This is a genomic window from Paraburkholderia sp. BL6669N2, from assembly GCF_003387275.1.
GTDB lineage: Bacteria > Pseudomonadota > Gammaproteobacteria > Burkholderiales > Burkholderiaceae > Paraburkholderia.
The window spans coordinates 1496700-1513827 of the sequence record NZ_QUNA01000001.1 but is presented as its reverse complement, the minus strand read 5'-3'; the positions used below and the strand labels follow the sequence as shown (position 1 = coordinate 1513827).

The following is a 17128-nucleotide window of genomic DNA, read 5'->3' as shown; positions in this document are numbered from 1 at the left end:
TCATCGTGAATATTTATTGATACGACGATATCAAATCGGCTGCGGGCTATCAAACAAATTAAATTGATGTTTGTAGCAAGCTAACGTGAGGGTAGCTTGGTCAGCCATGACTCACTACTGATAAAGAGAGTTGGTTGATTTGTGAGGAGATCTTTCGGATGTGCGCAAGCTATTTCGTCCGTCCTGAACAATCCGTTTGGCGTGCTGCCGGCTTCACACTGTCGCATCGGCGGCAATGCGGCGGTTAAGAAAAGCAGCAAGAACGAAGACGCAAAGAAGCCGCAGCTTCCTGACGATCATCCGAATTAGTAAGGACTTTCCCGATTGCCGCGGCTCCAGTTTTTCTGGACACAGATTTGGGGTAAAACGTGGGTCCCAAACTGGAGTTGTTGATGTTGAAGAAAACAGATACAAACGGGGTTGCGCCAGAGGCGCTGGAAGGAGCGCGTAGCGCGACTGGAAGCGCCTCTGGCGCCGCCGAAGTCAAGCGTTGGTCGACCGGTCGCAAACGCGGCGTGGTGCTTCGGTTGCTGCGTGGCGAGCCCGTTGACGCCGTGTCCCGTGAAGTCGGTGTGACGATCGCCGAGCTCGAGCAATGGCGTGAGCTGGCATTGGCCGGCATGGAGGCCGGCCTGAAGGCGCGCACAAGCGATCCCCTGGAAGCCCGGCTCAATAACGCCGTGCGGCGAGTGGGCGAGCTGTCCATGGAAAACGAGATCCTGCGCAAGGAACGTGAACTGCAGGCCCGCCGCCCTTTGACCGCTCGGAGATCGTCGACATGGGCCGCGCGATCTCCGTTAGTGCGAGCAAGCCCTTTGGATTGCAACGGGCTTGCCAGGTGCTCGGATTCCCCCGCTCGACGATCTATGCTGTCCGCGCTCGGACGGCGGACGGCGTCGTGCAGATCATCCCGGCGCGCCGCGGCCCGAAACCGAAGATGCCCGATGCTGATCTGCTGAAGGCTATTCGTGACGATCTGGCGGCCTCGCCATTCATCGGCGAAGGGCATCGCAAGGTCTGGGCACGGTTGCCGGCCGCCGACCACGCACGTCGCAACCGCGCCGCGCCAGGTGTGGTGCTGGGACATGACCTATTTGCCGGCAACGGTCACAGGGCGATGGTAGGGGTCAATATGTAGGAGTTGGCGGACCGGGTCATTCAGTAGTACGACAATGACTTCTCGTTCGCACTTATCGCGTATTCGATGTGGATTGCCATAGCTTTGTAGTACGGTAATTAACTTGCACAATCGATTTTTTCGATATGTTATCCATAAATAAAATACTTGGACATGCGCTTCAAAGGCCTCGATCTCAATCTTCTCGTTGCACTGGATGCGCTGCTGACACAGCGCAATCTGACGGTTGCTGCGCGCGAAATTAATCTGAGCCAACCTGCCATGAGCGCAGCTGTTTGCCCGGTTGCGAGACTATTTCCGCGACGACCTGTTCGTAATGAGGGGCCGTGAGTTCGACCCGATAGCGCGAGGGATGGAACTCGCCGGAGCGGTTCGGGAAGCTCTATCGCACATCCAGCCTTCGATCATATCGTGGGACGTGTTTCAACCGGCCAAATCGAATCGCCGGTTCAGGCTCTGCCTTTCCGACTTCATGACGCTCAACTATTTCCAGAACATCATAAAGAGCGCGGCGCGCGAGGCTCCTTCGGTCAGTTCGAATTGCTTTTCCCTGAGGACGAGCCTGGTGAGTTGCTTCGGCGTGGCGACGCCGATTTTCTGATCCTGCCGGATCTGGTGGTGGATACTCGCCCTAAAGCGTCGCTTTTTGAAGAGAAGCTCGTGTGTGTCGGCTGTCCGACGAACAAACAGTTGTCGCGGCGGCTTGCGCTGGAAAAGTACATGTCTATGGGACACGTAACAGTGCGGTTCCGGCGTGCGCGCAGGTCCTCGATCGACGCGAATAAACCGCCTTTGGCTGCATGAATGAGGCGACAACTTGACGCGTACCGCTGGTCCCGCCGATGCTGTCGCGATACCAACCGTATCGCAACACTCCCTTTGAGATTGGCCTGGAATTTCGCGGAAGTGGTCCCTCTGCGGATCGTCGAGGTAACGCTGCCGCTTTCCTCGTTCACTGAAACAATCCAATGGCCTGCGCTGATAATGGTGATCCCACAAGTATCTGGATGCGCGAGCTTCTACTTCAGGAGGCGCAACGCTGTGTCTGATATCGGTCGCGTGCGGGATACAGGTCGGGACCGAGCTGCTTTCCATAAGTCGCTGCTGCGGCTAACGGGGAAGGGCAGGCGGCACGATCTTCGCGAGCTAGTAGCGAAAATTGCGCAGCGTCGCGCGGATTGCTGTCGGGATTTCGTCCTCCGATGCACCGCGATAGCGGAAGCGCGCGAGGATAGTTTCGTATCCGCCAGCGCCGTTGAAGAAATGATGTCGTTTCGGGAAAACGGCGTCATAAAGTGCCGGGATTCCTTGGGGCAATTGTGCATCGACGAATACCTTGCTGACTGGCTCTGGCAGCACCAGGAATCCACCGCGTCGCCTCCAACTATCTCGAGATGGAACGGGTCCATTGATCAACGCAAGCCCGCGCAGGCTGGCCTTTGCAAACACGAGCAGCGCATCATTCAACGGCCCGGGGTCGAGCATCACCGAGCCGAGTGATTTGCCCCACGAGAATTCGAGGCAAGTTTTGACATAGCGGGACGCGTGCGATCAGAAAAGCGCCGCTCAGCATGAAGCCGTCAACGTGATAAATCAGCCCGTCGATGTACTTTTCGCATTCGTATTCGACCGGTGAACGCGTCGGCCACAACACATCGAACTGCGTGCGCGTGTCGACGCGCCGTACGCCTATGCTTGCGGCACGGGTACTTGGCTTCACGATGACCGGAAAACGCATCGCTACGATCGGCTCGGAGTTGCGAAGGGCCACATCGTCCCACGCGGCAAAGCGCAGCACACGCAGGCCGCCGCGACAGCATATTTTTTCATCACGGCATTGTCGCGAAAGCGCACGACTGTATGGGGCCGGTCGCCCGGAATTCTGAACGACTTGCGGAGCCGCGCGGCCGCGAGCAGGTCGAATTCCGAGACCGCTATCAGCCTGTCGACGCTGCCGAGCGCCGCGCGCAGCTTTGCCGCACCGTTCGGTATGCAGGCATATGCGTCGTTGTGCACGGCATGATCGATGCGGTGTAGGAGGCAGCGAACTCGTCGGACCAACGGTTGAGCACGACTATGCGATTACCCGCGGAGGATCGGTTGATTCTCATGTGGGGAAATTTTTCAGCTACCGTTATCGACGTGATCGAATTTTAGCGCTTTCAGCGCTTCGGCGAGGCGCAAATCGAGCGTTGGGCGATCGGCGGCGGTAAACAGCACATGTCCGACGCGGGCGCGAAAGTCCGTCAGTTTTAGCGCTGTACCGCCGATGTGCGAAAGAACCTCGACCTCTTCAAAGCCGGGCATCGCGCGTACGCGTTCGACCGCAGCGGCGCCGGCGAAGCGCCCAGTTACGGGCGTGAAGAACCGCACACCGCTCATGCACGTCGCAAGCCTTGCATCACAGAGGGGCGTTGGGTCGGTATCCCCGAGATGACTGCGTATCATCACTTCTGGCAAGGAGATGGACTTGCTGAGTTCAACCAGCCGGTAGATGCGATCATCTCCGAGCCGTGCGGCGATCTCGATGAGCACGGGGCCGTCGCGCGTCATGCGCGCCTCTGCATGGAAAACGCCGAGGTTGAGGCCGATTTGCGCGGCGACCTTCTCGACGTAAGCGACCAGCGCTGTTCGATGCTCTGGCGCCAACGCCGCTTCGACAATGTGCCCCATCGCGACGAAATGCGGCTCGGCACTCAGCAGCTTTTCTGCCACCGCAAGCACGCGCGGCCCATGTCGGCCGACGTAACCTTCGATGCTGTACTCCGGACCGTCCAGATATTGCTCAAGTAGTAACACGTGGCCGATTTCGCGGCCCATATCTACAACGCGGTGGCGCATGGCGCGCTCGACCGCGAGTTGCAGCTCGACAAGAGAGTTGACGCGCGTCACGTGCTGGCTACCGCAGCCGTCCACAGGCTTAACAACGGCTGGAAAGCCGACCTGCGAGGCGGCCGTCACGATGTCACGGCGATCTGCTATTCGGGCGAATCGGGGCCCCGCCAGTCCCGCAGTTGCGAGGCATGAGCGGCTGCGGTACTTGTCGCGAGTGAGCGCTGCCGCTTCGAGCGGCAGATGCGGGAGACCGAGCCGAGCGGCCGCTTCCGCCGCTACGTCGACCGAGTATTCGAACCCAGGTACGATTCCATCGGCGCCAATGGCGCGTGCGGCGGCTGCGACGGCGCTCGACGAATCGGTGTCCACCACCGCGAACGACGTGACGGCCGCCCGCAGGTCACGCGGCACGACGCGCTCGGCGGAAAACACGTGTGCAGCGACACCAAGGCGCGCAGCGGCGGCGACAAGCGCCGTGCCGGACGAGGCCGGTTCAATCACTATGACGGCGGTCATGGGGACGCTCCTTATACAGCAACAGTTTCGCGTCGGGGCATGGTGGCCACAAGTAGCTCGTCGAAGTATTCGTGGAGCAGTTCGACGAAGTGGCGCAAATAGGTTTCAGCCTGTTCGATTCCGCCCCAGCCGTCGATTGCCCGCTGCAGACCGACCCACTTCACATCATCGTGACCGTGAGATCCGTCGTGCTGAATGTGGTCGAGCGAACGCTTCACTAGATCGTGCCCGAACGCGCGCGCTCCCGCTTCGGTGATGCTCTTGTTATAGCGATGCGAATACCATTCGACAAACCAGTTCCACACCATTGTCGGCAGCGGACCGTCGCGGCTAATGCTCAAATAAAGATAACCAATTAGCTTGTCGGTGCTATGAAAAGGTGCGATGCAGTCGACCTCGGCTGCAGACAGGCCGAATTTTTCGATATCACGCAGAAATAGCCCCTCGTTCCCATATTCTTCTACGAGGTATTGCGCGAGAATCTGCGCGAGCGTGTTGTCCTTGAAGCCGATTTTGTACAGCGCGAACGCGTCGACCTCATTGTTAAGGCGGATTCGCAACACTGTTTCGATGAGGTGGCGGCGATAGTATTCACTGTCGATCCAGTCGCCACGATGGAAGGCGGCGGTCTCCGGGGAAGTAGCGAACATCTGGGCGACTGCGTCTTGAGCAACTCGCTCAAGACGGGCTCGATCGTTGCGTGTATTCATATAACCATCCAGATGGAATGAAAAAAACAAGGCGCGCCGGTTGCTGTTTATGCCTGAGCCGGACGAACCAAGGACACGGCTGCCTTACAATATGCAATGAGTCCTTTGGGGGAGTCTGAGAATTCCCATGCTATTGGGGGGCTAAGCCGCGCTGCAGTCGCTTTGCGGTGAGAGGGCGTACTGTCGGGCGCTCCTGGAGGATTTTTGATCAGGGTGGCCTTTGCGAGCGGATTCGTGCCAAACGTTGCGGAACGCTCTCTCCTCGAATGTTTTTTTACCGACTGAAGCGAGCTGGTTCGATCTTCTCGTGTACCGCCGCCACATGGAAACTCCTTCTAGAGAGAGGGCTGGACCATGGCCACGGGCGCTAACACCGCAAAGCGGAGTGGTAGCTAGGTTGTGCTAATCGTGCTGTATGCCATCGTCGCGGGCAACGACACGGTACGTCATTGGACCGCGCATGTGGATGCGACGGTGGACGTCGGCGCGATAGCACTCGCGAATGTCACGGATGCATTCAGCAACGCGTATCTGGTTTGCTATCCGTTCAATTCCCCCTCATCTATGCTGTCTGCGTGAGTGACGGAAGGATATTAACCCCAGCTGTATGCGTGGTATAACCTAATAATCTTTATGTTTGCATGAGGGAAATTGATGATCCGCGATCTCGACAGCACGCTGCTGCGTACGTTCGTGACGGTGGTAGAAGCCGGTAGCGTGAGCAATGCTGCGGTGGCACTCCATCGCACCCAGGCTGCTGTGAGCATGGCCCTTCGGCGTCTCGAAGACGAGGTCGGCCAACGCCTGCTCGAACGTTCACCGCGCGGCGTGAAGCCGACCTCGGCGGGCAGCGTGCTACTGCCCTATGCACACAAGGTGCTTGAAATTGGCCTCGCGGCCCGTTCCGCACTGACTATCGGTGACGTCTCAGGTACGGTGAGGGTCGGCATTCTGGAAGACATCGCAACGAGTCACCTCCGCCATGCATTGCGGCAATTCTCAGCATCGTTTCCCGATGTCTCGCTGGAGATAGTCGTTGATGCGAGCCCGGCGTTATCGCAGCGGCTCGCAAGCAACACACTTGATTTCGCGATCGGCGATCCTGCGCTGATCCACGCGGAGCCGCTCGTTACCTGGAGGCATCCGTTTCGCTGGGCCGCCGCACGTTCCCGCAATGCCGACCTGCGTGATGGCCCCCTGCCGATCATCGCATTCGACGGAGCATGTCGATGGCAGGAGAACTTCTTTGCGACGTTGCTTGACGCCGGCATCGCGTGGCGCGTTGCCTGCACGAGCACGAGCCTGTCAGCGATCCAGTCGGCCGTTGAGGCCGGACTCGGCATTGCTTTACTGCTCGACTGGCACGTGCGCCGCGATACTATGCGCGCGATCGATCCGCATGCTGTCGGGCTGCCGATGCCGCCTGTGGCTGAATTCGGTCTATTTAGCCACACGAATTCGAACGACCGCACGTCCGCAGCAACCGCACTGCAGAGCTTCCTCTTTCGTTCGCTGCAACTCTGTTTGTCTGAAGACGGCGCACTCGGCAGAGAACACACCACCATGCCGCTACGTTTTCCCAACTGATCTACGTCGTGCCGTGAGTTGCGTCGAAGGGGCGATCTTTCGACGCGTCGAGACCCGCAGAATAGTTGCGCTGAACAGCCTTGATCCTAGCGCAGGCGGCCAGTCGGAGATTTGTTGCGAGATCAAGAAGCCTGTGGGCGAACTTTGGCCAATGTCAATGAAAAATCCAGATCAAATTTATTGACATTGTTTTCACGATTGCTGATGCCGCAGATAAATCGTGCACCAAAACAGCAATGACTGGTCAATTGGCCGGATTAGGCGATCTACCTGGATTTTTTACCACACATGGCTATCGGCTTAAACCGATCAGCCATCGGGACGTTGGTGGACAGATCAAGCCGCTTTACGATGCTCGTGCACTTACCTCGCGAGAAAGGCTATGGGCTAATTCCACTCACGAAAAACGGGCCTGCGCTGGCCGGCTATGGAGCTGTCACGATGGCCAACGCACTCAAGAAGACCGTGGCGGACTTGCCTGCTCAGTTGTGGCGATCATTGACCTGGGATCGTGGCAAGGAGCTGTCCGATCGCGCCCGCTTCACGATCGAGTCCGGCGTGAAGGTGTTCTTCGCTGACCCGCACAGCCCATGGCAGCGTGGTACGAACGAAAACACCAATGGCCTTTTACGACAATACTTTCCAAAGGGCACAGACCTGTCCCGGTGGAGTGCTCGCGAGATCCAGGCCGTCGCTAACACATGGAATACCAGGCCCCGGAAAACACTCGGCTGGAAGACGCCTGCGGAGGCCTTGGACGAATACCTAAAATCTGTTCAATAATCTAGTGTTGCGACGACCGGTTGAATCCGCCCTGACTGCCGCGATCCGTGTGCTGTATCAGACCGACCGGTGGTCGGTGCGACGCGACAGCACGAAACAGTGCTTGCATTACCAGCCGTTTTGTCATGCGCTCGCTCATCGCGTAGCCGACGACCTCTCCGCTAAACAGATCCTTGAGGCCGGCCAGATACAGCCATCCCTCATCAGTCGCGATACAACGTGATGCCGCCACACCAGGCCTGATTCGGCCCGCTCACCTTGAAGTCCTGGTTCAACAGGTTCGGTGCGACTGGCAGGTTATGCGTCGAATTGGTCGTCGCCTTGAACTTGCGCTTTTGCTTACATCGCAGGCCGAGCTTCGCCCGCAAACGCTTGAGGCGGTGAACACCAATCTGGATGCGGTGGTTCGCCAGATCCTTCTGTAGCCGTTCCGGGACAAAGGTTTCTCGCGTCCGCTCGTGCTGATGGACACGCCCAGGAACCGGCACATTGAACGCACTGGATATTGCTGTCGCATCTGTTCAATTACGCCGTACTTCACCGTGACTCCTTCGCGAAGTACGTTGCGAACTTTTTTAACAGATCGCGCTCCATTTTTACTTCGGCCAATTCCCGCTTGACCCGCCCCGGCTTGGCCTCGGCCTCTTTCAGTGGTCTTTGATGCTGCCTAATATTCTCCAGCTTGCCGTCCTTTGCAGCACGAACCCAGTTTGCTAACGTCTTCATCGAAATTGACAATCGATACGCGGATTCGAAGACGCTGAGGCCATCGGCTATTACCAGCTTTACTGCTTCTTCACGAAATTCCTTCTGTACACAGCCTTGGGGATTCGGTTCATCAATGGCCCCACTCCTCAACTTTACGGAATGTTGGCGTCCACTTTTTTCAGCCGACTTCAGCGACAATTGTGCCGATTTCGCGGATTGCTTCGGGTCAGAATGAAGATCTGGCTGTCTAGGTGGCCCAGTGTGCGCGCCCGCGCGAAGTGTGCAGTGAGCGTCAGCTTTGACTACTGAAGCGATACTGAAACGATCGCCATGAACTGCAATGGAGGTCTACCATAGCCATGCGGGGGACATATTGTCAATCGGTCAGTTGATCTTCCTGCGGCGATTATCGGGACGCGGACTGTGCGAGCAAGGCTTCCACGACGTCCACGCCTATGCAATCGATCGGGTCCAGCCTGCGCAGCTTGCCGATCAGCTTCAGTGCAGCGGCGCGCTCACTGCGCCGCACGCTAATGAACGCGAGCGCCTTCAGTGTGAAGAGCCAGAAGCGGCCCGGACCAGGAATGGTGAAGTCGGCGTCGCCCGGCTGTACCGCACACCAGTCGCTGTCGAGCGACGCCTGCCGGGCGGCGACCGCCAAAGCCTTGGTCGCGACCTCCTGCGCCTCGCCAAGTTCACCCCGGTTCGCATGGAACTTATACAGCAGATAGTAGGGTGGCAGGCAGCGCGGGTACGACAGGACCGCAGTCCACAACGCGGCGACCACATCGTCATTGCTGCCGCCGTGGGTTCTTTCGATCAACTGTAGCATGGGGGAGGGGACATTGCCGCAGAACAGATCAGTCGATTCGATGCCAGCAATGAGATTCATCAATTTACTCCGATATGGTGAGGCGTCCGGCCGCTTTTGCGGCGCGCGGAAGCCGGTGTGACGATGGATGTGTTTGTCTACCCGAACTTGAACTGGATGCGATGCCGGCCGTGCGGATACACCCATTCGAGGTTGTGATGGGCCGTGCACAGAATGCGGCAACTACAGCATTCCAGGCAGCCATCGGTAATCAGCGTGACCGAGCCGTTGCTCTCCTTCCGATAACAGGAGACCGGGCACACGAACGTGCAGTTTTTTTCGGCACAGTCGTTCGCGCAGACTTCAATGTTTTTGATGTGGGCGTGCCACCGCCCGACGTCCACGCGGTAGCGGTTCTGAAACAGCTTTTCCTCGATATTGACAGTGACCGTTTTCATCGGAAGGCTCTCCGAATTTGTATGCGTCGCCGACCAGCTCGGTCAGCGAGCGATTTTTGCGGAGACTGGTCATGATCTCGTGCTTTTTGGTCTTCCTGTCGACGCCATTTGCCGTAATCATGGTGCAGGCCACTTGAGCGACGAGATCAGGGTATGTTGTAAAGAACTGTATCGCCGAAATACCCTGGCGCATGATGGTGTTGGAGACAGGGTGAACCCGGACCTGCGCGGAGTCCGGGACCTGCTTGATGCAGACGACAATATGCATTGAGATACTCCAGGTCAGGCGTCGCCGCGTGTCGGCAGCGATGCGCGCAGGTCGTCAACCGAGACGAGCCGCCGACCGTCCGCTTCCAAAAAAACTTTGAATACCTTTTGCTCCGCGGGCGTGGATACAACGAAGTCGTTGTCGGTCTTCTGCAGTAAGCATCGACAGACGGCGAGCACGGCCGTCGCGTTGTTACACGGCAGTTCTTTCTGTTGCTCGATGCACTGAAAGAAGCGCTTGAGGATGTGCAGGCGGCTCACGTTCACCACTTTCTCGTCGAATGCGATGTCGAAGAATCGCGGGAAATCCTCGGCCGACGGCAGGTGACGCAGTTGTTCGATAACTTCTAGCATGTCGTTACTTCTATTGGACAAGTTTGGCCGCCATAACCACACTCACGACACTTTCACCCGCGTACTGCGGGTTTGGGTCAGGAAGCGACGCAAATCGCTTGCATTCGGCGCCTGCTTGTGCTGCGTGGCGAAAGAGCGGATGCGCGCAAGCAGGAGCGGGATGAGCCGCTCCGGCACCCTCACGCCCAGGGCGTCGAAGGCCTCACGCACACTTTGAGATCCAGAATGTTTCCCGAGTATCGTCGACCGTTGCCGGCCGAGCTCTGCCGGATCGAATCCCTCGTAGGTCGTGGGGTGCTTCGCGAGGCCGTCGGTGTGAATGCCCGACTCGTGAGTAAAGATGCTCCTACCGATGATGCTCTTGTTGAAGGAAACTGCGCGGCCTGAGGCTTGTTCGACCAGCGACGAAATGTCGGGCAGCGCTCTGGTGTCGACGCCAGTGTCTCGTCGCAGCAGGTGCCGCGCGCCCATCACGACTTCTTCCAGCGCTGCATTGCCGGCGCGCTCACCCAACCCGTTGACGGTCGTGCTCGCATGGGTCGCGCCGGCCCGAAGGGCGGCCAGTGTGTTGGCTGTGGCGAGCCCGAAATCGTCGTGCGCATGGATTTCGATCTCCAGATCGACGGCAACGCGCAGCGCTGCAATGGCGTAGAAGGTCTTAAAGGGGTCCAGGATACCGACAGTGTCCGCAAAGCGCACGCGCTGGGCGCCGTGCTGCTGCGCGCATTGAGCCACTTCTATGAGAAATGAGGGATCCGCGCGCGAGGCGTCTTCCATGCCGAGGGAAATCCTGGGATGATTTTTTGCTGCCTCGCCGACGACGCGCGCGATCTGCGCCAGTACCCAACTGCGCGACTGCCGCAGCTTGTGTCGCAAATGAATATCCGAAACGGGAACCGAGAGATGAACGATATCGGCATCGCAGCGCAATGCCGCGGTGAGATCCTCGTTGGTGAGGCGCCCCCAAACCATCAGGCGGGCGTCGAGGTTCAGGTCGACGATCGCCGCGATGCACGCCATTTCGTCTTCACCCATGGCAGGAATTCCGATTTCTAGTTCGGCCACGCCGGCTTGCGACAGTGCGGCGGCAATTGCGCATTTTTCCTCAGGGCGAAACGCGACGCCGGCGGTCTGCTCGCCGTCGCGAAGCGTCGTGTCATTGATGATCGGATTGAGCATGTCAAGTCTCTTGAGTTATCGCCGATGAATTGCAAGCGTTGTGCCAAGCGAGCATCTACAGTCGGAGCACAATTTGCGAGGTGTTGACCGCCACTATGTCGGGTTATGGCCGTGCATCGTCCGATTGTTCGTGTCGCGAATGTTATTTTCCGGACAATTCAGCCGCGCTGGAGCTGGCTCGATCGGTTCCATCCGCCGGCGGATGGAAAGTCGAACCTGTTCTCTTGATGCATACTCGAAATAATTAGGTGAACAAAGCAATTTGACCATGAGCCGGTCGAGATGGAATGGACACCACCATCCCTCCGGAGAAGTGGGCACGCTTGAGGGTCCCCGGACCGAACGACATCAATGTGCCGAAGTGGGTTTGCGACACAAGCACTTGAGGAACAGAGGCCCCAGATGGACGCTACGACATATGAACTCGATATTGCAAAACGGGTGTTCCCGGCAGATTCGACTACAGCAACATCACCTCGTCCTGACGAGGTGCAGTAGGGACATGTCGGCGATTCACGAGTCAGTTCGAAAATGACCTTGACAACTTTCTGTTCGTAGAAGGGCACCCCTATCGCGTCCCGAACAATAGATAATTGCAGGCGTGCGTTTCCTGGTAGCCGTGATGGACAAAAAAATCGGCATGACACCGCTTTCCCATCAGGCGGCCCTGCATGTCCACCATGCAGACGAGCACGGTGTCTATGGCGCCAGAGGCCACTGCGTGCTTCAATTCATCGAATTTCATGCTCATGTTTTCAGCCATCGATCAAGAAGAAGGTGTCATTTCAATTAGCTGCACGGGAGGCCCTTGGGGCGGCGGCGGGGCCGAGGTGGTTCCAATCCCTATGGGCGTGCGCCGGCGGGCGGCGGGCGGCCATCATCGATCGATGCCGATCCTGCCCGGATCGGATGGGGTGGTTTGAAAAATCTGGGTCATCCAGTTTCCGAACAACAGATGTGCGTGACTACGCCACTGGTTTTTTGGCGGCAAGGTTTCGCAGTCGTCGGGGAAATAGTTTCTCGGAAGATGGATGTCTCTGCCCGCGTTTCGATCGCGGAAGTACTCGTCGGCCAGCGTGTGTGAGTCGTACTCGATGTGGTTGAAGATGTGGAGTGCGTGATGTTTGGAGTCGTTGAGCAGACAGAGGCCGGTTTCCGCCGAGTCAATGAGCACGGAGACGCCGCTGTCGGCCGGAATGTCGGTGTGCCGCATTTCCGTCCAGCGTGACACCGGGATATCAAAATCGTCGGAAAAACCCTTCAGGTACGGCGAGTCGATTTTCAGGCCGTGATGCCTGAATACACCAAAGGCTTTTTCATTCAGCGCGTGTTTGGGCATGCCATGAAAATAATGCATTGCCGCCTGCGCCCCCCAGCAGATGTTGAAGCAGCTATGGACGTTGGTTTGCGTCCAGCTGAAGATGCTGGCGAGCTCGTCCCAATAACTGACTTCCTCAAAAGGGATCGTTTCGACCGGCGCCCCGGTAATGACGAATCCGTCGAATTTCTGCGCCTTGACGTCCATCCAGTCGTGGTAGAACGACATGAGATGTTTGGTCGGCGTGTTCTTGGGCGCGTGGTTGGTGATCTTGACGAGCGTCAATTCGACCTGCAATGGTGTGGCGCCGAGCAGGCGGGCAATCTGGATTTCCGTATTGATCTTGTTCGGCATGAGATTCAGCAAGCCAACGCGCAGCGGCCGGTGATGCTGATATACCGTGCTCTCTTCGTCAACCACCGTGACGCCTTCCGTCTCAAGTGCGGACATTGATGGGTGTGTGAAGAGAAGAGCCAAGAAATCGAACCTCGCGAGCGCGAACCGATGCCACGCTACAGCGGATCATGGTGAATGATGCGATTATCAGGGCAGTCCACCACGGCACTGTCGCTGTCAATGTGAGCTGCGCGAGCCCCGCTAGAAGCGATAAGGCGAGAAATAGCGAGCCCAGATTCAGGCCGATCACGTCCAGCGTAAGGTAGCGATCGAGACAGGGCAGCAGGCGCAGCGCAAGCAGAGTGTCCCGATACGTGCTGCGCGCCCAGCGCAGTTGTTGGCGCAGATACGTCCCCAGTCTGTCTGGAACGACTGTCGCCACAATGGCGTCCGGAACGTACTCGGTCCGGTAACCTGCCGTCAGCATGAGAATCGTGAGATGGCGGTCCTCGCCGAAGTCGCTCGGTTTTCCCCGAAAAAACTGTGTCTCGTACTGATCTAATAGCAAAAGAAGCACGGACCGTCGGTATATGGTACACGGACCGCAGCAGCACATAACAGCGCCGAAGCGAGCCTGTGCGGCGCGTTCTTCGTTGCAAGCCAACCAGTACTCCATATCGATCAGACGGGTCAGCCAGGTATCGTTGCGGTTGCTGGCCGTCAACTGCCCCATGGCGGCGCCGATCGTCGTGTCTCGCATTGTCAATACGAGCTTCTTGACGACATCGGGGCGCCAGCGTGGTGTCCGAGTCGACGTTGAGTACCAGTTGCCCGGATGAAGAGCGTATCGCGGCGATCTGTGCCTTGCGCTTTCCCATATTTTGGGGAAGCGTAATGAAGTTGAATCTCGGATCGCGTGTGTACGCATCGTATACCGGCCTCACGGCGTCGAGATTCGCAGAACCATCGTCAACCACATAGACCCGCAGTTTTCCAGCGTAGTCCTGGTTTGCAAGGGACTCCAGGCACGCCGAGAGCGTGCGCGGGTTTTCGTTGAAGCAGGGAAAGATGACATCCACGCCCGGCAGAGCGTTGGAGTCGACCAGGCCGTCCGACAGCGATGACACGTTGGTCGGCTGAGCATAAAGCGCCTGCGTGCTTTTATAGACAGTCGAGAGCAGCGCATAAAACGAGACAGCTACAGTGCTAGTTGCAGCGAGCATGCTCATAGGGTGTCTGGTTCGTCCGGTGAGGTTGAGGAAGCGATCGGATTGCAAACCCCCGGTCATGCAATGCTGGAATCATGAGGGAAAGCGCCGTGAGGGTCTGCTCGCGCAGACCAGCGTGAGTGCATCCTCCCAACTCATCGGGAGGGCATCCGTCGTGCAAGAGCACAATTGCACCCGGCCGGACAGAGGCCAGCACTGCGCTGACAATCGCGTCCACGCCGGGACGAGACCAGTCTCGCGGGTCTACCGACCAGTGGAGGGGCGCCAGATCAGCGCTCGCTGACGTAGTGAGCACTGCTTGGGTCCACATGCCATACGGGGCACGCATATACCGCAGCGAAGCCTGGGGGCTCGCCATCCTGATGACCCTGCTTGCCGTTAGTATTTCCTGTTGTACTTCGGTGGGTTCGCATCTGGACAGGTCCGGATGAGTCATCGTGTGGTTTGCGACCTCGTGCCCTTCTGCGATCATTCGTCGGATTAGCTTCGGCTGGTCCTCTACGTACGCACCGATGACGCAGAACGTTGCTGGCACCCGGTGTTCCGCCAGCACATCGAGGACGTCCGGTGTGCAAAGCGGATTGGGGCCGTCGTCAAACGTCAAATAAACGCTGCGACGTCCGGTGGTGTCAGCGCACTCGCTACGCGCTTCGGATAAGCAGTGCCTCACAGCTCTGGCCCGTTCCGATCAATTATCGTTCCGGTCGGCCAATCGCTCATTGACCGTCCAATCGGTAAGACGACAATGAGTACGTCCTCGATGCGCGTGGGCGGCTTGTCGAGATGCACTTCTCGAAGGGTCGACCTCACGCGAACTCCAGACACAATAGTCGCCAGACCGTGTCGGCCGAGGAGCCTTGCAATATGTTGCCGCAACGCGTGTCGAACCGTGCCGAAGCCGAATGGAACGCCAAGTTCCTGCAACACGGGATACATCACGCGCATTAAATGAGGGATTCCGAGTCCCTCAAGATCCGGACGTACTGCGTACAATCCTAGTTCGGCCACTAGTAGATCGACCGCGCCAACCTTGATGAAACGACGCAGTGCGCCGATATGAGCCGCTACGCCGCGCGCGTCGTAGCCGATTGCACGGACCTCTGGCCTCGCACCAGCCCAACTGTGATTGCCTTCGAATGGTTTTGCATTAAACGCCCCGGTCGGTCCGTAGGTCTTTCGGAAGAATTCGGACAGTTCGATGTGGTCGGCGAGTCGCAACTCATTTTCCCAAGCCAGCCTCCACCGCACCTGAGAGCGCAGGGAGACAGGTCCTCCAGCTGTGGACACAGACAAATTCACGACTGTCTCCTATGCGCCGTCCGGCCTTTGAGGGTAGACCTGACGCACGCGAAGGGCTTGCTGGGAAAGCGGTGCGATTTCAAGAAATCATCTGCACTCTGGAACAGTTCTAGGGTGAAGCCCGAAGAAAAGAGCATTTCCGTCAATGCTTCATGGACCGATCGAACCTCATCCACGATGGAGATTACATCGAGTGCGCGTGCCTTTCGCACCTGATCAACCAAAGACTTCCCCCGCATCTTCCGCACGGTCTGACTGCGATTGACTCGAGATCCATTTGGCCGGGTCGCTGAAGCATTTGGCCCCTGCAATCGGCTGCTACCGATTCGTCGCGAAGCCAAGGCGAAGTCGAGGGTTGGCTCAACTGTACGAAGGTAAGCGGCCGATATAGAAAGGATTTGGAGAACTATGCGAAGGTTTGCCAGTAGTAAGCGCCTACGCGACCTGCCAGGCACTTGTCGCGTCGTGTCGGCGCGATCCAGCCTGCCCATGCCGCCGAAGACCGTGGCCGCATTGGAGATGCGCCTCGGTTGATGCTCGGCGTACACTCGAGGATTTTTCTCGGAGTCAGGGCAAAGATCGACAACCATCTTGATATGCCTAAATTCTATTTCTCCGGCCCGACGTATTGCTACGGTATTCATGAGAGCGTCCACGAGAAATTGACTTGAAATTTGGTGCCGTATCTGCCGAGAACGTTCAGCGAGTTCGGCATCGGCGTTTCCTTCGTGCAGGTGATGAAGCGTCGCCAGGGTGCTTCATGTTCCCACCGTTATGGCCGCCCGTCGGGCCGTACACGTCGTTGTTGCGCCATGCGTGAGCCAGTCACAGACCGACTGCCCGCTCACGCCGAGTTGCTCGGCGGTGAGCTTGCGCTTGATCCTGTGTCCGAGCAGCGACAGGGCCGCGCTCGCGTGTCCCGATGCATGTGATTGATCGACAACTGCTGCAACGTCATTTCCTCGGCTTCGCTGAGTTCTACGACACACTTCATCCGCTACCCCCGGCACCACAAAGGCGCCAGCAAGGTTGGCGAAATTCAGTTGGATTTACCAGGAACACTATCCTCCATGCCGTACAATTCGTAAAATCGATTGTTTTGATGGAACACATCCACACTATGGATAAGTTGGGATCATGCGTTTCAAGGGCCTCGATCTGAATCTCCTCGTTGCGCTCGATGCGCTGATGACCGAGCGTAACCTCACTGCGGCGGCACGCAGCATCCACCTGAGCCAGCCGGCCATGAGCGCGGCCGTCGCCCGGCTACGCGCCTATTTCTGCGATGAACTGTTTACGATGAGGGGCCGGGAACTTGTCCCAACACCGCGTGCAGAAGGGCTCGCCGCTCCAATCCGCGAGGCTCTGGTGCACATCCAGCTCTCCGTTATTTCCCGGGACGTCTTCAACCCGGCCAAATCGGATCGCCGCTTCAGGATCATCCTTTCCGATTTCATGGCAGTCGTATTTTTTCGAAAGATCGTGGAGCGTATTGCACGGGAAGCTCCCGCCATCGGCTTCGAATTGCTGCCACTTGCCGATGACCCCGATGAGGTTCTCCGGCGCGGCGAAGCCGATTTTCTTAGGCGGCCTCAAATCT

General features: G+C 57.8%; 16 protein-coding genes and 7 pseudogenes. 6 read left to right on the top strand and 17 right to left on the bottom strand.

All coding sequences use genetic code 11. The features are described from left to right. The first annotated feature begins 392 nt into the window (after positions 1-392). A complete protein-coding gene (locus B0G80_RS07020; protein WP_220377446.1) occupies positions 393-959 on the top strand; it encodes a hypothetical protein in 567 nt (188 codons plus the stop codon). Positions 960-1291: 332 nt separating this feature from the next. Then, a pseudogene (locus B0G80_RS48000) lies at positions 1292-2187 on the top strand (LysR family transcriptional regulator). 97 nt (positions 2188-2284) lie between these two features. Here the strand turns inward: B0G80_RS48000 and B0G80_RS45185 are convergent. From B0G80_RS45185 to B0G80_RS06990, 4 genes are all read right to left on the bottom strand, one after another. Beyond that, a complete protein-coding gene (locus B0G80_RS45185) occupies positions 2285-2626 on the bottom strand; it encodes a hypothetical protein (protein ID WP_147309837.1) in 342 nt (113 codons plus the stop codon). Continuing rightward, positions 2598-2936 carry a hypothetical protein gene (locus tag B0G80_RS07005; RefSeq protein WP_147309836.1) on the bottom strand — a complete coding sequence of 113 codons (339 nt, stop codon included), beginning with the start codon at positions 2934-2936 and terminating at the stop codon, positions 2598-2600. Before B0G80_RS07005 ends, B0G80_RS45185 begins: the two co-directional genes overlap by 29 nt. Before the next feature lie 326 nt (positions 2937-3262). Next, on the bottom strand, positions 3263-4489 hold the full coding sequence (locus tag B0G80_RS06995; RefSeq protein WP_116117495.1) for an ATP-grasp domain-containing protein: 1227 nt from the start codon (positions 4487-4489) through the stop codon (positions 3263-3265). Positions 4490-4500: 11 nt separating this feature from the next. Next, complete coding sequence (locus B0G80_RS06990; protein ID WP_116117494.1) at positions 4501-5199, bottom strand: hypothetical protein; 699 nt, start codon at positions 5197-5199, stop codon at positions 4501-4503. 408 nt (positions 5200-5607) lie between these two features. Here B0G80_RS06990 and B0G80_RS45725 point away from each other — a divergent pair, with 408 nt between their 5' ends. From B0G80_RS45725 to B0G80_RS06975, 3 genes and pseudogenes are all read left to right on the top strand, one after another. Continuing rightward, positions 5608-5778, top strand: coding sequence for a hypothetical protein (locus B0G80_RS45725; protein ID WP_181919924.1), 171 nt, complete (start codon positions 5608-5610; stop codon positions 5776-5778). Between the two features lie 75 nt (positions 5779-5853). Continuing rightward, positions 5854-6786 carry a LysR family transcriptional regulator gene (locus tag B0G80_RS06980; protein ID WP_116117492.1) on the top strand — a complete coding sequence of 311 codons (933 nt, stop codon included), beginning with the start codon at positions 5854-5856 and terminating at the stop codon, positions 6784-6786. A gap of 288 nt (positions 6787-7074) precedes the next feature. Then, positions 7075-7569 (top strand): annotated as a pseudogene (locus B0G80_RS06975) (IS30 family transposase); the annotation flags it as partial. Positions 7570-7600: 31 nt separating this feature from the next. Here the strand turns inward: B0G80_RS06975 and B0G80_RS06970 are convergent. The 13 genes and pseudogenes from B0G80_RS06970 to B0G80_RS06915 form a co-directional block, all read right to left on the bottom strand. Then, positions 7601-8408 (bottom strand): annotated as a pseudogene (locus B0G80_RS06970) (DDE-type integrase/transposase/recombinase); the annotation flags it as partial. A gap of 275 nt (positions 8409-8683) precedes the next feature. After that, positions 8684-9169 (bottom strand): hypothetical protein, encoded by a 486-nt coding sequence (locus B0G80_RS06965; protein ID WP_116117491.1) that lies wholly within the window; start codon positions 9167-9169, stop codon positions 8684-8686. 77 nt (positions 9170-9246) lie between these two features. After that, positions 9247-9546, bottom strand: a complete 300-nt coding sequence (locus tag B0G80_RS06960) for a ferredoxin family protein (protein ID WP_116117490.1) — start codon at positions 9544-9546, stop codon at positions 9247-9249. Beyond that, positions 9543-9715, bottom strand: a pseudogene (locus B0G80_RS46730) (FAD-dependent oxidoreductase); the annotation flags it as partial. The pseudogene B0G80_RS46730 and the gene B0G80_RS06960, both read right to left, overlap by 4 nt. Further along, positions 9716-9814, bottom strand: a pseudogene (locus tag B0G80_RS06950) (nitrogen fixation protein FixA); the annotation flags it as partial. It lies immediately after the preceding pseudogene. Between the two features lie 14 nt (positions 9815-9828). Continuing rightward, positions 9829-10167: a nitrogenase-stabilizing/protective protein NifW gene (nifW, locus tag B0G80_RS06945; RefSeq protein ID WP_116117489.1), complete on the bottom strand. Its 339-nt coding sequence runs from the start codon at positions 10165-10167 to the stop codon at positions 9829-9831. Between the two features lie 42 nt (positions 10168-10209). Then, positions 10210-11346 carry a homocitrate synthase gene (gene nifV / locus B0G80_RS06940; RefSeq protein WP_116117488.1) on the bottom strand — a complete coding sequence of 379 codons (1137 nt, stop codon included), beginning with the start codon at positions 11344-11346 and terminating at the stop codon, positions 10210-10212. A 568-nt stretch (positions 11347-11914) separates the two neighbouring features. Then, positions 11915-12097, bottom strand: a complete 183-nt coding sequence (locus tag B0G80_RS06935) for a hypothetical protein (protein ID WP_258878850.1) — start codon at positions 12095-12097, stop codon at positions 11915-11917. 126 nt (positions 12098-12223) lie between these two features. Then, the gene (locus tag B0G80_RS06930) at positions 12224-13084 is read right to left on the bottom strand and encodes a homoserine O-succinyltransferase (RefSeq protein WP_258878849.1); all 861 of its coding nucleotides are present in this window, start codon (positions 13082-13084) and stop codon (positions 12224-12226) included. Between the two features lie 16 nt (positions 13085-13100). Further along, a complete protein-coding gene (locus B0G80_RS46725) occupies positions 13101-13760 on the bottom strand; it encodes a glycosyltransferase family 2 protein (protein ID WP_258878848.1) in 660 nt (219 codons plus the stop codon). Between the two features lie 82 nt (positions 13761-13842). Beyond that, positions 13843-14223, bottom strand: a pseudogene (locus B0G80_RS46720) (glycosyltransferase); the annotation flags it as partial. Then, a complete protein-coding gene (gene nodB / locus B0G80_RS06920; RefSeq protein ID WP_116117486.1) occupies positions 14207-14899 on the bottom strand; it encodes a chitooligosaccharide deacetylase NodB in 693 nt (230 codons plus the stop codon). The pseudogene B0G80_RS46720 and the gene nodB, both read right to left, overlap by 17 nt. Further along, entirely contained in the window at positions 14896-15477 is a 582-nt protein-coding gene (locus B0G80_RS06915) for a NodA family N-acyltransferase (protein WP_309568769.1), read from the bottom strand. The genes nodB and B0G80_RS06915 overlap by 4 nt, the downstream gene beginning before the upstream one ends. Positions 15478-16665: 1188 nt before the next feature. Here B0G80_RS06915 and B0G80_RS06905 point away from each other — a divergent pair. Continuing rightward, positions 16666-17127: pseudogene (locus B0G80_RS06905) on the top strand (LysR family transcriptional regulator); the annotation flags it as partial. Position 17128 lies beyond the last annotated feature (1 nt).

Excerpts from the sequence above, each read along its gene's own strand:
- B0G80_RS06980 (WP_116117492.1), top strand. The coding sequence starts at position 5,854 with ATGATCCGCGATCTCGACAGCACGCTGCTGCGTACGTTCGTGACGGTG.
- B0G80_RS06995 (WP_116117495.1), bottom strand. The coding sequence starts at position 4,489 with ATGACCGCCGTCATAGTGATTGAACCGGCCTCGTCCGGCACGGCGCTT.
- nifW (WP_116117489.1), bottom strand. The coding sequence starts at position 10,167 with ATGCTAGAAGTTATCGAACAACTGCGTCACCTGCCGTCGGCCGAGGAT.
- B0G80_RS06965 (WP_116117491.1), bottom strand. The coding sequence starts at position 9,169 with ATGAATCTCATTGCTGGCATCGAATCGACTGATCTGTTCTGCGGCAAT.
- B0G80_RS06990 (WP_116117494.1), bottom strand. The coding sequence starts at position 5,199 with ATGAATACACGCAACGATCGAGCCCGTCTTGAGCGAGTTGCTCAAGAC.
- B0G80_RS06935 (WP_258878850.1), bottom strand. The coding sequence starts at position 12,097 with ATGAGCATGAAATTCGATGAATTGAAGCACGCAGTGGCCTCTGGCGCC.
- B0G80_RS46725 (WP_258878848.1), bottom strand. The coding sequence starts at position 13,760 with ATGCGAGACACGACGATCGGCGCCGCCATGGGGCAGTTGACGGCCAGC.
- nifV (WP_116117488.1), bottom strand. The coding sequence starts at position 11,346 with ATGCTCAATCCGATCATCAATGACACGACGCTTCGCGACGGCGAGCAG.
- B0G80_RS07020 (WP_220377446.1), top strand. The coding sequence starts at position 393 with ATGTTGAAGAAAACAGATACAAACGGGGTTGCGCCAGAGGCGCTGGAA.
- B0G80_RS06960 (WP_116117490.1), bottom strand. The coding sequence starts at position 9,546 with ATGAAAACGGTCACTGTCAATATCGAGGAAAAGCTGTTTCAGAACCGC.